Below are 13,795 nucleotides of genomic sequence, written 5' to 3' on the forward strand. Positions count from 1 at the left end.
CTAGGCCAGGGTGGCCTGCAGTGAGTCGCCGCGCCCGATGGCGTAGTAGTCGAGGCCGGCCTGTTTGATGCTGGCCGGCTCGAACAGGTTGCGGCCATCGATCACGATGGGGCTGGCCAGCGTCTTTTTCAGCACGCTGAAGTCCACCGTGCGAAACGCCTTCCACTCGGTGCAGATGACCAGCGCGTCGGCGCCTTCCAGGGCCTCGTCGCGGCGCTTGCACAGCGACAGGTCGTCACGCTCGCCGTAGAGGCGCCAGCATTCGTCCTGAGCCTCTGGATCGAAGGCCTGGACGCGGGCGCCAGCGGCCCACAGCGACGCCATCAGCGCGCGGCTCGGGGCTTCGCGCATATCGTCGGTATTGGGCTTGAAGGCCAGCCCCCATAGGGCAATGGTCTTGCCGGCCAGGTCGCCGTCAAAGGCGCTTTCCAGTTTGGCGAACAGCTGATCTTTCTGGCGCAGATTGATCGCCTCTACGGCTTCGAGCAGCTGTGGCGGGTGGCCGACCTCATGAGCGGTGCGCGCCAGCGCCTGGACGTCCTTGGGAAAACACGACCCGCCGTAGCCGCAGCCGGGATAGATGAAGTGGTGGCCGATGCGCGGATCGCTGCCGATGCCGTGGCGCACGTGCTCGATGTCGGCGCCGAGTTTCTCGGCGAGGTTGGCGATCTCGTTGATGAAGCTGATCTTGGTGGCGAGCATCGCGTTGGCGGCGTACTTGGTCAGCTCGGCGCTGCGTACATCCATGAAGATCAGCTTGTCATGCAGACGGCTGTAGGGGGCGTAGCATTCGCGCATGGCCTGACGCACGCGGTCGCTGTCGGTGCCGACGACGATCCGCGCGCCACGCGAGAAGTCTTCGATGGCCGCGCCCTCCTTGAGGAATTCCGGATTCGAACAGACGTCGAAGGCCAGCGTCGCATCGCGCTCGGCGAGGGTCTCGGACACACAGGCATTGACCTTCTCGGCGGTTCCCACCGGTACCGTCGACTTGTCGACGATGACCTTGTACTCCTGCATATGGGTGGCGATGGTGCGGGCCACCTGTAGCACATACTGCAGGTCGGCACTGCCATCCTCATCAGGCGGCGTGCCCACGGCAATGAACTGCAGCAGCCCGAACTCCACCGCGCGGGCGGCATCGGTGGTGAAGCGTAGTCGCCCGGCCTCGAGGTTGTGACGAATGATGGTCTCCAGACCGGGCTCGTGGATCGGCACCTGGCCGTCATTGAGTGCGGCGACCTTGTCGCTGTCAATATCGACGCAGATGACGTCGTGGCCGACATCGGCCAGACAGGCCCCGGTGACCAGGCCCACGTAACCCGAGCCAAAAATAGTGATCCGCATGAGTGACGCTCCTTGCTTGTGACGCTTCCATGGCGTGCGTGCTGTGAGCGGAAGACGCAGTGATAAAACCCTCTGGGCGGCCGCACCCCCTCTCATCCATGGGGAGTACGCGACTGCCGAGATCCTGGTGAAACATCTCTAGGGTTGCGTAAACCGTGCCAGGTGTTTTTTTATTCCTTTTATAACAGTGATTTATTGGTCTCTTTCGGTGCCAGGCATAAGGCTCGTAGGTGGCAGTTCGAGGCGCCAACTGTCGGTAGCTGGCAACGCCAGGCCGTTCACGCCAGGCAAATGACGCCTAAATCAGACGATTGGCGCTGTCTCCTCAAAGTGACACCGGGGTGTCGTCGTCGAGAAAGCGGCACTTCGATAGAGAAGGGTAATAGTAATAATTGTCATTATTGATGCTATCGGTGCCGATCGTGTCGATATCCTGCTTGTGCACGGCAAGAAATCCCTTGGGTGCTTCACATCGAGGTTATACAGGACTAAAATGGTCCCCAATCACGAGCCGCCACTATGGCCATGACCCTCGAGGATGTGCCGCATGCTCAAGCTCTCACGAATGACCGACTATGCCGCCGTAGTAATGGCGCACATTGCGCGTCATCCCCAGCAGCCCCATGCGGCCGCCGAGCTGGCTGACGCCGTGCACTTGCCGCATCCGACGGTGAGCAAGACGCTCAAGTCGCTGGTGCGTGCCGGGTTGCTGGTCTCCCAGCGGGGCGCCCAAGGCGGCTATCGGCTGGCGCGAGGGGCGCACGAGATCACTGCCAGTGACATCATCGCGGCGATCGAAGGGCCGGTGGCGATGACCGAATGCAGCCATGCTGACGGCGATTGCGACCTGGTCGCCACCTGTGGCGTGGCAGACAACTGGCAGCGCGTGTCGCTTGCCGTGCGCACCTTGCTCGATAGCGTGACCCTGGCGCACCTAGCGCAGACCACGCCGATCAAGCTGCCGGTGCAGCTGCCGATTCAGACCGTCACACTGGCCGCTGGCGCCGGCCGCTAAACCCAATATGTCCAAGTCGAGCTCGGCGCTCGACGGCAACGCCCGGGAGGGGATTGAACATGGCAACTGAGGAAATGGAACAGCTCGTTCGTCGCGACTATAAAGAAGGCTTCGTGACCGATATCGAGAGCGATACTCTACCGCCCGGCCTGGATGAGAACACCATTGCGTTCATCTCCAACAAGAAGGGCGAGCCGGAGTGGATGCTCGAGTGGCGCCTGGACGCCTATCGTCAGTGGCTGAAGATGACGCCACCTTCCTGGGCGCATCTTGACTATCCGCCCATCGACTACCAGGCGATCTCCTATTTCAGCGCACCCAAGCGCCCGGAAGACCGGCCTCAGAGCCTCGACGAGGTGGATCCCAAGCTGCTTGAGACCTACGAAAAGCTGGGCATTCCTCTCCACGAGCGTGCGGCGCTGGCCGGTGTCGCGGTGGATGCGGTGTTCGACTCGGTATCAGTGACCACGACGTTCAAGGAGAAGCTGGCCGAGGCAGGGGTGATCTTCTGCTCGATCTCAGAGGCGATCCGCGACTATCCGGAGCTGATCAAACAGTATCTGGGCACCGTGGTGCCGGTGGCCGACAACTATTTTGCGGCGCTCAATTCGGCGGTGTTCACTGACGGTTCCTTCGTGTTCGTGCCAGAAGGCGTTACCTGTCCGATGGAGCTGTCGACCTACTTCCGCATCAACGCCGCCAACACCGGTCAGTTCGAACGCACCCTGATCATCTGCGAGAGCCGTGCCCAGGTGTCGTACCTGGAGGGCTGCACCGCGCCCCAGCGTGACGAGAACCAGCTTCACGCCGCGGTGGTTGAACTGGTTGCTCTCGACGACGCCTACATCAAGTATTCCACGGTGCAGAACTGGTATCCCGGCGATGAAGATGGCAAGGGCGGTATCTACAACTTCGTCACCAAGCGCGGTGACTGCCGCGGTGCGCGCTCGCGGATCAGCTGGACCCAGGTCGAGACCGGTTCCGCCATCACCTGGAAGTATCCTTCGTGCGTACTGCGCGGCAAGGATAGCATCGGCGAGTTCTACTCGGTGGCGGTGACCAACGGCCGCCAGCAGGCCGATACCGGCACCAAGATGATCCATATCGGCGAGGGGACGCGCTCCTATATCGTGTCCAAGGGCATCTCGGCCGGGCGCAGTAACCAGTCCTACCGTGGGCTGGTCAAGATCGGGCCCAGGGCCAAGGGGGCGCGCAACTTCACCCAGTGTGATTCGCTGCTGATCGGCGACCAGTGCGGCGCCCATACCTTCCCTTATCAGGAGATCGGCAACAGCACCGCCACCATCGAGCACGAGGCCACCACCTCCAAGATCGGTGAGGATCAGCTGTTCTACTGCCAGAGCCGCGGTATCACTGAGGAGGATGCGGTGAGCATGATCGTCAATGGCTTCTGCAAGGACGTCTTCCAGGAGCTGCCGATGGAGTTCGCCGTCGAGGCCGAGGCGCTGTTGAGCGTGACCCTGGAAGGCGCCGTCGGCTGAAGCCGATCTCACGTGGCTGGAGAGATGAGCGCCGGGGACAAGGTAAAGCGAGGGTCTTTTGCCATGGATGGCAAAAGTAGCGCCCAGGGAAGGGTTCACAGCGCCCTCGCTGACCCTTGGCGCCGGAGAAGCTCATCCGGGTTAGGCATATGCTATGCCCAGCGACTCAACAACGAATCCATTTAGCAAGTCGCCGCGGCGGCTCGTCAGAATCGAAAAGGTAATCGCAATGCTCGAAGTCAAGGATCTGTACGTGGAGGTGGATGGCCAGGCCATCCTCAAGGGCCTCAACCTGACCATCAAAGCCGGTGAGGTGCACGCCATCATGGGCCCCAACGGGGCCGGCAAGTCGACCCTGTCGGCAGTGATCGCCGGCAAGGACGGCTACGAGGTCACTCAGGGCTCGATTACCTTCGAAGGCAAGGACGTGCTCGAGATGGAGGTCGAGGAGCGCGCCCAGGCCGGCCTGCTGCTGGGCTTCCAGTACCCGGTGGAGATTCCCGGGGTCAAGAATATCTACCTGCTCAAGGCGGCGCTCAACGCCCAGCGTACGGCGCGCGGCGAAGAGGAGATCCCGGCGCCGGAGTTCATGAAGCTGGTCAAGGACAAGCTTGGCGACATGAAGATGGATGCCAGCTTCCTGCAGCGTGCGGTCAATGAAGGCTTCTCCGGCGGTGAGAAGAAGCGCAACGAGATCCTGCAGATGCTGGTGCTGCAGCCCAAGCTGGCAATGCTCGACGAGATCGACTCGGGGCTCGACATCGACGCCATGAAGGTCGTCGCCGACGGCGTCAACAGCCTGCGTGCCGAGGATCGCGGCATCCTGCTGGTGACCCACTACCAGCGCCTGCTCGACTATATCGTGCCGGACCGGGTCCACGTGCTGGTCGACGGCCGTATTGCCAGGAGCGGCGATGCCGAACTCGCCAAGCAGCTCGAAGCGCGCGGCTACGACTGGGTGGTCGAGGAGTCTGCGGCATGAGCGAACAGACCTTTCTGGATAGCCTCGCCCGGCGCGGCGCCAAGTGCGAGCGGCAGGGTCCCGAGCCGACCTGGATCGCCGCGCGGCGCCAGGCCGGGGCGGCACGCTTCGAGGCGCTGGGTTTTCCGACTCGTCGCGACGAAGCGTGGAAATATACCGACGTGCGCGCCATCGCCAACGGCGAGTTTGCCCTGGCGGAAGACCCCGACTTCTCGCAGACCGTCGCCGCGACGCTGACGCTGCCCATCGACGCCTACCGGCTTACCTTCGTCGACGGCGTCTATGCCCCGGCGCTGTCACAGCTCGAGGGCCTGCCTCAGGGCGTGCAGCTGGTGCCGCTGTCTCAGGCGCTGACCGAGAACCATGAAGCCGTGGGCGGGCCGCTAGGCCGCCTCACCGGGGTCGAGTTCTCGCCGTTCTCGGCGCTCAATACCGCCTTCATGGAGGAGGGTGCGGTACTGCGCCTGGCGCCGGGAAGCGTGGTCGACAAGCCACTGGTGGTGCAGTTCCTGTCGCGCCACGGCAAGTCGCCGGTGATGAGCCATCCGCGTTTGCTGGTGGAGGCCGGGGCGCGCAGCGAGGCGACACTGATCGAGCACCATGTCGGTGAGGAGGGCGCGACCAACTTCACTAACCTGGTTGCCGAACTGATACTCGAGCGAGGTGCGATTCTCGACCACTACAAGCTGCAGGAAGCGCCGCTCGGCGATCTGCATGTGGCCAGCATCCACGCCGAGCAGGCACGCGACAGCCGCTATACCTCGTTCAACCTGAACCTGGGCGGCGGCCTGGTGCGTAACGACCTGATCAGTGATCTCAACGGTCAGGGCGCCGTGGCCAACTTCTATGGCTTGTTCTATGGCCAGGGGCGCCAGCACATCGACAACCACACCGTGGCGAGCCATAACGCGCCGCTGACATTCTCCAACGAGAACTACAAGGGCATTCTCGATGATCGTGCCCGCGGCGTGTTCAACGGCCGCGTGGTGGTCAAGCGCGACAGCCAGAAGATCGAGGGCTTCCAGAGCAACGCCAACTTGCTGCTCTCGGACCGCGCCGAGATCGACGCCAAGCCGGAACTCGAGATTTACGCCGACGACGTCAAATGCTCCCACGGCACCACTACCGGGCAGCTCGACGAGGAGGCGATCTATGCGCTGCGCGCGCGTGGCATCGACCTGCAGACCGCCCGTGGCCTGCTGACCCTGGCCTTTGCCGGCGAGGTGCTCGAAGAAGTGAAGCTGGATGCCATCGCCGAGCGTGTCGAACTGGCGGTGGCCGGCAAGCTGCCGGAGCGTTTCAACCTGGCCGGGCTGGTCGAGGCCGCTGCGGCAATCGACGAGCAATGAGCGGCGCGTTCCGCAGGAGTATGCTATGACTGATCTCGCTACCCAGCCCAGGTTCGACACGCCGCCGCTTGACGTTGCTGCGCTGCGCGAGGAGTTTCCGATCCTGGCGCGCGAGGTGCACGGCAAGCCGCTGGTGTACCTGGACAATGCCGCGACCAGCCAGACGCCGCGTCGGGTAATCGCGGCCTTCGAGGAGTACTACGGGCGCTACAACGCCAATATCCACCGCGGGCTGCACACCCTGGCCGACGAGGCCACTGCGGCCTTCGAGGGAACCCGCGAGACGGTACGTAGCTTCCTCAATGCTGGCGACAGCCGCGAGATCATCTTCACCCGCGGCACCACCGAGGCGATCAATTTGGTCGCCAACGCCTGGGGGCGTGCCAACCTGCGCCCCGGTGACGAAGTGCTGGTGTCGCGCATGGAGCACCACTCCAATATCGTGCCCTGGCAGCTGCTGGCCAGCCAGTTGGGTATCGTGGTCAAGGTGATTCCGGTGGATGCTCGCGGGGTGCTGGATCTCGACGCCTACCGCGGGCTGTTCAGCGAGCGCACCCGTCTGGTAGCGGTCAATCACGTCTCCAATGCCTTCGGCACCATCAACCCGGTGCGCGAGATGGCGGCCATTGCCCATGAGCATGACGCCCTGATTCTGGTCGACGGTGCTCAGGCGGCGCCACATCAAGCGGTGGACGTGCGCGATCTCGACGCCGACTTCTACGCCTTCTCGGGGCACAAGGTCTACGGCCCCACCGGGGTTGGCGTGCTCTACGGCAAGGCGGCGCTGCTCGAGGCCATGCCGCCCTGGCAGGGCGGAGGCGAGATGATCCAGACGGTCTCCTTCGAGGCGCCGACCACCTTTGCGGCGATTCCGCACAAGTTCGAGGCCGGCACCCCGGCGATTGCTGAGGTCATCGCCCTGGGCGAGGCGCTGCGCTGGATCGAGGGCGTGGGTCTCGAGGCGATCGGTGCTTGGGAAGGGCAGTTGCTCGACGCCGCCACGCAGCGGGTGTCGCGCATCGACGGCCTGCGACTCCTGGGGACTGCGCCGCACAAGGCCAGCGTGCTGTCGTTCGTGGTCGACGGCGCTCACGCTCAGGATATCGGCTTGCTGATCGATCAGCTCGGCGTGGCGATCCGCACCGGCCATCACTGTGCGCAGCCGCTGCTGGCGCAGTTCGGCGTGGATGCCACTTGCCGGGCCTCGTTTGCGGCGTATAACACCCTAGAAGAAGTCGAGGTCTTCGCTGCCGCCCTGGAGCGTGTCATTGGCATGGTGAGATAAGGAAACGGATGAGCGATATCGAGCAGATTGCCAGCCTGCACAAGGGCCAGACCCTACCCCTGCAGCGTGACGTGGAGGTGATCTCCATCCCCTTTGGCAAGACCATCAGCCTGCCGGAGGACAGCATCGTGTCGGTGATGCAGGCCAAGGGCAGCAGTGTCAGTGTGACCTTCGAGGGCCGCCTGTATTTGGTCGAGGGCGCTAATCTCGATGCCCTGGGCCTGGAGGCACTACCGCGACCGACGCTGCATGAGGATGCCAGCGATGCGGAGATCGAGCAGTTCGTGTGGGACCAGCTGCGTACCTGCTTCGACCCCGAGATCCCGGTGGATATCGTCGAATTGGGGCTGGTTTACGGCTGTCGTATCGAGCGCTTGCTGAGCGGCGAACGCATCGTCACCATTCGCATGACGCTGACGGCACCTGGCTGCGGTATGGGCGACGTGATTGCCGCCGACGCCCGCAACAAGATCCTCGGCGCACCGCAGATCAGCCAGGTGCATACCGAGATCGTATTCGATCCACCCTGGAGTCGTGAGATGATGAGTGACGAGGCCAAGCTGGAATTGGGCATGTTCTGAACCGGCGTCTGACGCCAGCCTGGGCTCGTCGCGTTTGCGGGGTATGCCTGTCGTCAACCGGGGAGCCTGATGCCGATATCGCTGTGGAAGCCGTTCAAGGCCGTGCTGATGGCGCTGGGGACGGTGCTGCTGGTGCTGGTGCTGCTGTTTGTTGGCGCCAATGCCTGGGTGTTGGCCAAGACTCACTCGCGCATCGAGCATGACCTGCCGGTGTGTAGCGCACAGCCGGTCGGGATCGTCTTCGGCACCTCCCACTGGACCCGAGCCGGGTCGCGCAACCCCCACTTCGAAGCCCGCATGAGTGCTGCTTCGCGACTGATCCGCATGCGCCGCGTCCAGCATCTCTTGCTCTCCGGCGACAACCGTACCCGCTTCTACAACGAGCCGGTGACCATGTGGCGTGACCTGCGCGCCCGCCAGGTGCGCGACGTCGACATGACCCTCGACTACGCCGGTTTCAGTACCTTCGACACGTTGTCCCGGGCACGTGACGTGTTCGGTGTTGAGCGTGTGTTGCTGGTCACGCAGTCGTGGCATCTGCCGCGTGCGCTGTTCATCGCTGATGCGCTGGGGCTGGAGGCCACCGGCTGTGCGGCCCCGGCACAGCCGGTGGCCGGTGTATGGCGATTGCAGCTACGCGAGTGGGTGGCGCGGGTGGCGACCCTGGGTGATCTCTATGTCTGGGAGCGGCGCCCCTACTTTCTGGGGCCGCGGGAACCGTTGGAGATCGCGCCTCGCGCCTGAAAGCGTGGGCTCAGCGGCGCTGCTTCTGGATGCGGTACAGCTCGCGGATCAGTGCCCGGCAGTTTTTCCAGCAGCGTTCGATGACCGGCTCGATGGCGTCTGGCAAGGGGTGGGTATGGACCGTGGCCAGCGCCTGCATCAGCACGCGCTCCTGCTCCAGCAGCTCACCGATCAGCACCTGACTGTCGTTACCGACGAAGCTCTTCAAGCGGCTCCACAGCCACATGTAGTCGTCGCGCTCGACGTCGGCATCGCGGGGCAGCAGGCGCAGGTGCTTCTTGGCCAGCGCCTGCAGCTCGTGCATGGCCTCATCGCGCTCATCATAGTGAGGTTTCAGCGTTTCGCGCAGGGAAGGGCGCAGGCGTTCGAGGTTGTCCTGAAAATAATCGAGACTGTCGGCCAGCGCTTCCAGCAGGCTATCCATCGCCACCTGGCGATTGTCGAGAAACATGTGCGGTCACCTCCTCCGGTGACCCAAATTGTGCGGGCGGAAACAGTGTTTTGCTAGCCCCGCTGCGAATAATTTTCACGCTTGCGTGGTTTTTGCCTTTATTCGGGGCTTTGCTTGGCCTTGCTCAGCCCTTGGGTTTGGGGGGTGTCTTGCGCGCCTGAGCGGCGTGCTTCTCGATATGCTCGATGATCAGCCCGGCGATGTCCTTGCCGGTGGCCGTCTCGATGCCCTGCAGGCCGGGAGAGGAGTTGACCTCCATGATCACCGGTCCGTGATTCGAGCGCAGTAGGTCGACGCCAGCGACGCGTAGGCCCATTGCCTTGGCGGCACGAATTGCCGTGGAACGCTCCTCGGGGGTAATACGAATCACGCTGGCGCTGCCGCCACGATGCAGGTTGGAGCGAAACTCGCCTTCGGCGGCCTGGCGTTTCATCGAGGCGACGACCTTGTCGCCGATGACCAAGCAGCGAATGTCGGCGCCCCTGGCTTCCTTGATATATTCCTGGACCATGATGTTGGTCTTCATGCCCATGAAGGCCTGGATGACGCTCTCGGCGGCCTGGTTGGTCTCAGCCAGCACCACGCCGATGCCCTGGGTCCCCTCGAGCAGCTTGATCACTAGCGGCGCGCCCTTGACCATGGTGATCAGGTCGGGGATGTCGTCGGGAGAGTGGGCAAAGCCGGTGATCGGCAGACCGAGGCCCTTGCGTGACAGCAGCTGCAGCGAGCGCAGCTTGTCGCGCGAGCGGGTGATGGCCACCGAATCGTTGAGCACGTAGGTGCCCATCATCTCGAATTGGCGTAGTACCGCGCAGCCGTAGAAGGTCACCGAGGAGCCAATGCGCGGAATCACCGCATCGAAGTGCTCGATCTCCTCGCCCTTGTAGTGAATCGAGGGACGGTGCGAGGCGATGTTCATGTAACAACGCAGGGTATCGACCACGCGTACGCCGTGGCCGCGTGCCTCGGCGGCTTCGATCAGCCGACGCGACGAGTAGAGGTTGCGGTTACGCGACAGCAGCGCAATCTGCATGGCTAACTCCAGTGGCGAATATCGGCAGGTGAGACAGCGCGGTAGGCCGTGGGGGGCCGTTCATGGCTCACCGTGCAGGAAGGTTTGCCCGGGCGCAATCAGCAAGTGGCGCATGGCACGCCGGCCTAGCAGCATCGGGTGGCGGAGGTTGCTGCGGTCGGCCAGGGTCAGCTCGGCGTTGAAACTCAGGGTGCCGAGCTCGAGGCGTGTGCGGATCACGTAGCGCCACTCGGCATGGCCGTTGGAGCTGGTGACCCGGCGCCGATCGTGCAGGTGCAGCTTGAACGGGTGGGCCGGGCTGCCAGGCCCGCCGGCGCGAGTGACGAAGCTGACCCAGACGTGGCCGTGCTCCTCGAAGGACTCGATGTCTTCGGCGTGCAGCGAGGAGGTGCGTGCACCGGTATCGGCCTTGGCGCACAGACTCAGGCCCAGCTCGGGCAGGGTAACCATCTCGCGGCGGCCGATCACCGCTTGGGCGTGGTAGGGTAGCGACTTCATGGGCTCTTCCTCGCTCAGCGCTGGTCTGTCAGGCCGCTTAGGCGCCGGCCGATGGCCGAGCCCGGGTCGGCCTGGCGCAGGGTCATCAGCACCGGCAGCCGCAGCCGGGGGATCAGTGCCAGGTCGCGGGCCAGGGCGCTGAATTCCGCCTGGGGATGCTCGGCCAGGCGGGTCAGGAACAGCGGCAGGCGCTCAGGGTCCTCCAGGTGCTCCCAGCCGCGCGCGGCCATTGCGGCCAACAGGTCGGGGCCACATGCGGCCGGGTCGTCGAGCAGATCGCTATACCATGCTGGGGTGACTGCCTGGCTGGCACCCACTGCGCGAACGCAGGCGCACAAGGTCTCCAGGTCACCCACCTCGGCGGCTCGCTCGCCGCGCCGGCACAGCGCTGCCGCCAGGCTGGGTGTCAGCGCCAGGTGCTCGAGGCAGTAGCACAGCGGGTGCAGCACCTCGTTGGGCAGATCGTCGAGGCGTGCGGCGAGTCGCTCGGCGAGGGCCGCATCGTGGCGCACCGCGACGTCGGCCAGGCCCTGTAGCCCCAGTGCTTGCCAGTCGTGGTCATGCTCGCCGGTGAGATACTCCTCGGCGAGCTCGTGGTGCTGGCTGGCGGGGGCGTCGAGATCGGCGCTGGCGCGGGCGTGCAGCATGGCCTGCAGCGGCAGCGACGGAGTAAAGGCCAGCGGATTGTCCTTCATCAGATTATCGATGCTGCCGGCCTGCGGCGTCGACGCGAGTCGCTCGGCGCTGCGTCCCAGGGTTTCGAGCAGGCGCTGGACAAAGGCGTCGCGGGGGGCCGCGCTGAGTTGGCCCTGCTCGTCCAGCGGCAGCGCCAGAAACCAGATCATCGGTTCCTGTTCGGGGTGCAGGCGAAACACGCAGGCCAGGCGCGCTTCGCCCTGCCAGGGGGCTGGCCAAGACCGGTCGCCCTGTTCGAAGGTAGCCAGGACGTCGGGCGTGCAGGGCGCGATACGACGGCCCATATGATAGAGCCGCACCTCGGCACCGCTACGGTCGAAGAAATCGCTTAGTGTCGCAATCGGCTGCATGGCACTTTCCCTGAGTCGAGCCGCGCACTGTACCGCGATGGCGGGGCGCTTGTCAGCAGCGTCTGAACGGAGTATGGCAGTCGATGCGCTGGTCACAAAATGATCAATTACGTCTGTGGCCCGTCAGGCCTGCGGATGCGAGAGTTGTCAAAGGGTTATCCACAGCCTCTTGCAGGGATTCTGTGAATTTCCTCACAGCAACGGGGTGGCCAGGCCTGGATTGGCGCGGGATAATGGCGCCATGTCCAAGGGAGAAATCATGAATCCGCACCAACGACTCGACCAGGCCCTGCGCGAGCTGGAAGCCACGCTCAAGGCGGCCGACCTATGGCGCGTCGAGCAGCCCTCGGCCGAGGCCCTGGCCAGCCAGCAGCCATTCTGTGTCGACACCATGGAACTGCCGCAGTGGCTACGCTATGTCTTCGTTGCCAGACTCGATGCGCTGGTCGACGCCGAAGCGCCGCTGCCGGCCAGCTGCAGCGTGGCGCCAGCGGCCGACGTCTACCTACGTCAGGCCCAGGTGCAGGCTCATCATCTGCTGCTGGTGGTCAAGGCGATCGAGAACGTCGATCGCGTGGTCACGGAGAGCTAAGCATGGCGTACTATTTTGCCTACGGCAGTAACATGAACCCCTCACGGGTCGAAGCGCGAATTGGCACTACCCGACGTGCGTTGCCGGGCACGCTGCTCGACCACGCGCTGCGCTTCGACAAGGCGTCGCGTATCCCGGGAATTGCCCACGCCAATGTTGCCAGCCAGCCAGGAGAGCGGGTCGAGGGCGCGCTGTTCGAGCTAATGTCGCCGCAGCAGATAGAACTGATGGACCCGTTCGAGGGCGTGCCCCACGACTACCAGCGTCAGCGTCGTGACATCATCACCCACCAGGGCGTGATCGAGGCCTGGGTGTATATTGCCGTTCCCGAACGGGTGCGTAGCGCCCTCAAACCGGCACGAGAGTATCTCGCTCACTTGCTTGCCGGTGAGGCCTTTCTGAGCGCCGACTATCACGCTCGGCTGCGCCAGGTCGACGCAGTGGAAGGCTTGGATGCCGCGACCCTGGCGGTGCTGGGGTTGTATGCCGCCACGCCGCGCTGATACCTATCGCGTCATACCACCGCGCGTACACGCAAAAACGCCGGGGCAGGGCCCCGGCGTTTCGTTGTTGCCGCTCGCGTTAGCAAGAACCGATCAGAAGCGGAAGGTCACGCCGCCGCCGATGGTCAGCGGATCAACCTTGGCGGTGCCTACTTCGGTGCCGTTCAGTCGAACATCACTTTCAACATCGGCATAGTTGGCAAAGCCGTTGAGCATCACGTTGTCGGTGACCGCCAGATCGATACCCACCTGGCCAATGGCGCCGTAAGAGCGACGCACATCCAGTCCAGCTAGTTCTTCACCGGAAAAACGGGTGTAGTTTAGGCCAGCACCAACGTAGGGCTGCACGCGGGAGTCGAGGCCGCCCAGCGGATAGTAGTTGACCATCAGATTGATCGGCATGCGATCAACAGACCCAATTGGGCCACCGCCTAGGGTGAGATCATGCTCAACCTTTTCGGTACCTGATAATTCAACGCCAATATTGTCGTGAAACAGATAGCCGAGGCCGTAGGAGAAACCGCGCTCGGCGCTGCTGACGCCCAAATCGTTTCCAGCCACCTGACCGTTGTCAGAGCGAGTGTCGGTCTTGGCCACGCCACCGCGCACGAAGAAGTCGCCAGCGCTGTAGGCCACGGCAGACTGCGCGGCGAACAGGCAGCTACCGGCAATGGCGGCGGCGGTGATCAGTTTGGTAGTTTTCATCGAGTTCTCCTTGAAGCCTTGCTTCGTCACATCAATGCCTTGCCAGTTGGCAACGGCGTTCCAAACCGTGTCAGGCAACCTAGTATAAGAAACGCTGTTTCCTAAGTCTGGTTGAAAATAGCAATCAGCGCAATAGGGCCGATAAAATCCGGGTATGACGCC

15 protein-coding genes are annotated in these 13,795 nt (G+C 63.6%); 9 read left to right on the forward strand and 6 right to left on the reverse strand.

Annotated elements, in window-relative coordinates:
• Entirely contained in the window at positions 1 to 1,347 is a 1,347-nt protein-coding gene (locus BLT16_RS03715) for a UDP-glucose dehydrogenase family protein (RefSeq protein WP_089657176.1), read from the reverse strand.
• Between the two features lie 547 nt (positions 1,348 to 1,894).
• Between BLT16_RS03715 and BLT16_RS03720 the strand changes: the two genes are divergently transcribed.
• The 7 genes from BLT16_RS03720 (at position 1,895) to BLT16_RS03750 (ending at position 8,805) form a co-directional block, all read left to right on the forward strand.
• Positions 1,895 to 2,362, forward strand: coding sequence for an SUF system Fe-S cluster assembly regulator (locus BLT16_RS03720; protein ID WP_089657177.1), 468 nt, complete (start codon positions 1,895 to 1,897; stop codon positions 2,360 to 2,362).
• A gap of 59 nt (positions 2,363 to 2,421) precedes the next feature.
• Entirely contained in the window at positions 2,422 to 3,864 is a 1,443-nt protein-coding gene (sufB, locus tag BLT16_RS03725; RefSeq protein ID WP_089657178.1) for a Fe-S cluster assembly protein SufB, read from the forward strand.
• Positions 3,865 to 4,093: 229 nt separating this feature from the next.
• Complete coding sequence (sufC, locus tag BLT16_RS03730; protein ID WP_089657179.1) at positions 4,094 to 4,846, forward strand: Fe-S cluster assembly ATPase SufC; 753 nt, start codon at positions 4,094 to 4,096, stop codon at positions 4,844 to 4,846.
• A complete protein-coding gene (gene sufD, locus BLT16_RS03735; protein WP_089657180.1) occupies positions 4,843 to 6,195 on the forward strand; it encodes a Fe-S cluster assembly protein SufD in 1,353 nt (450 codons plus the stop codon). The genes sufC and sufD overlap by 4 nt, the downstream gene beginning before the upstream one ends.
• A gap of 25 nt (positions 6,196 to 6,220) precedes the next feature.
• A complete protein-coding gene (locus tag BLT16_RS03740; RefSeq protein ID WP_089657181.1) occupies positions 6,221 to 7,480 on the forward strand; it encodes an aminotransferase class V-fold PLP-dependent enzyme in 1,260 nt (419 codons plus the stop codon).
• An 8-nt stretch (positions 7,481 to 7,488) separates the two neighbouring features.
• Positions 7,489 to 8,061 (forward strand): putative Fe-S cluster assembly protein SufT, encoded by a 573-nt coding sequence (gene sufT, locus BLT16_RS03745; protein ID WP_089657182.1) that lies wholly within the window; start codon positions 7,489 to 7,491, stop codon positions 8,059 to 8,061.
• 69 nt (positions 8,062 to 8,130) lie between these two features.
• Complete coding sequence (locus tag BLT16_RS03750) at positions 8,131 to 8,805, forward strand: SanA/YdcF family protein (protein ID WP_089657183.1); 675 nt, start codon at positions 8,131 to 8,133, stop codon at positions 8,803 to 8,805.
• Between the two features lie 10 nt (positions 8,806 to 8,815).
• On the opposite strand, the gene BLT16_RS03755 is transcribed toward BLT16_RS03750, so the two are convergent.
• The 4 genes from BLT16_RS03755 to BLT16_RS03770 all read right to left on the reverse strand — a co-directional run bounded on the left by BLT16_RS03755 (position 8,816) and on the right by BLT16_RS03770 (position 11,833).
• Positions 8,816 to 9,256: a hypothetical protein gene (locus BLT16_RS03755; RefSeq protein ID WP_089657184.1), complete on the reverse strand. Its 441-nt coding sequence runs from the start codon at positions 9,254 to 9,256 to the stop codon at positions 8,816 to 8,818.
• Between the two features lie 124 nt (positions 9,257 to 9,380).
• Positions 9,381 to 10,289: a 30S ribosomal protein S6--L-glutamate ligase gene (gene rimK / locus BLT16_RS03760; RefSeq protein WP_089657185.1), complete on the reverse strand. Its 909-nt coding sequence runs from the start codon at positions 10,287 to 10,289 to the stop codon at positions 9,381 to 9,383.
• Positions 10,290 to 10,349: 60 nt separating this feature from the next.
• Positions 10,350 to 10,787 (reverse strand): ATP-dependent zinc protease family protein, encoded by a 438-nt coding sequence (locus BLT16_RS03765; protein ID WP_089657186.1) that lies wholly within the window; start codon positions 10,785 to 10,787, stop codon positions 10,350 to 10,352.
• Positions 10,788 to 10,801: 14 nt separating this feature from the next.
• Positions 10,802 to 11,833, reverse strand: coding sequence for a DUF3549 family protein (locus BLT16_RS03770; protein ID WP_089657187.1), 1,032 nt, complete (start codon positions 11,831 to 11,833; stop codon positions 10,802 to 10,804).
• A gap of 259 nt (positions 11,834 to 12,092) precedes the next feature.
• Between BLT16_RS03770 and BLT16_RS03775 the strand changes: the two genes are divergently transcribed.
• On the forward strand, positions 12,093 to 12,425 hold the full coding sequence (locus BLT16_RS03775; protein WP_089657188.1) for a YqcC family protein: 333 nt from the start codon (positions 12,093 to 12,095) through the stop codon (positions 12,423 to 12,425).
• Between the two features lie 2 nt (positions 12,426 to 12,427).
• Entirely contained in the window at positions 12,428 to 12,928 is a 501-nt protein-coding gene (locus BLT16_RS03780; RefSeq protein ID WP_089657189.1) for a gamma-glutamylcyclotransferase family protein, read from the forward strand.
• 93 nt (positions 12,929 to 13,021) lie between these two features.
• Here the strand turns inward: BLT16_RS03780 and BLT16_RS03785 are convergent, their stop codons facing one another.
• Entirely contained in the window at positions 13,022 to 13,633 is a 612-nt protein-coding gene (locus BLT16_RS03785; protein ID WP_089657190.1) for an OmpW/AlkL family protein, read from the reverse strand.
• Between the last annotated feature and the right edge of the window lie 162 nt (positions 13,634 to 13,795).

Origin of the sequence: Franzmannia pantelleriensis (assembly GCF_900102875.1) — a bacterium.
GTDB classification, from domain to species: Bacteria; Pseudomonadota; Gammaproteobacteria; order Pseudomonadales; family Halomonadaceae; genus Franzmannia; species Franzmannia pantelleriensis.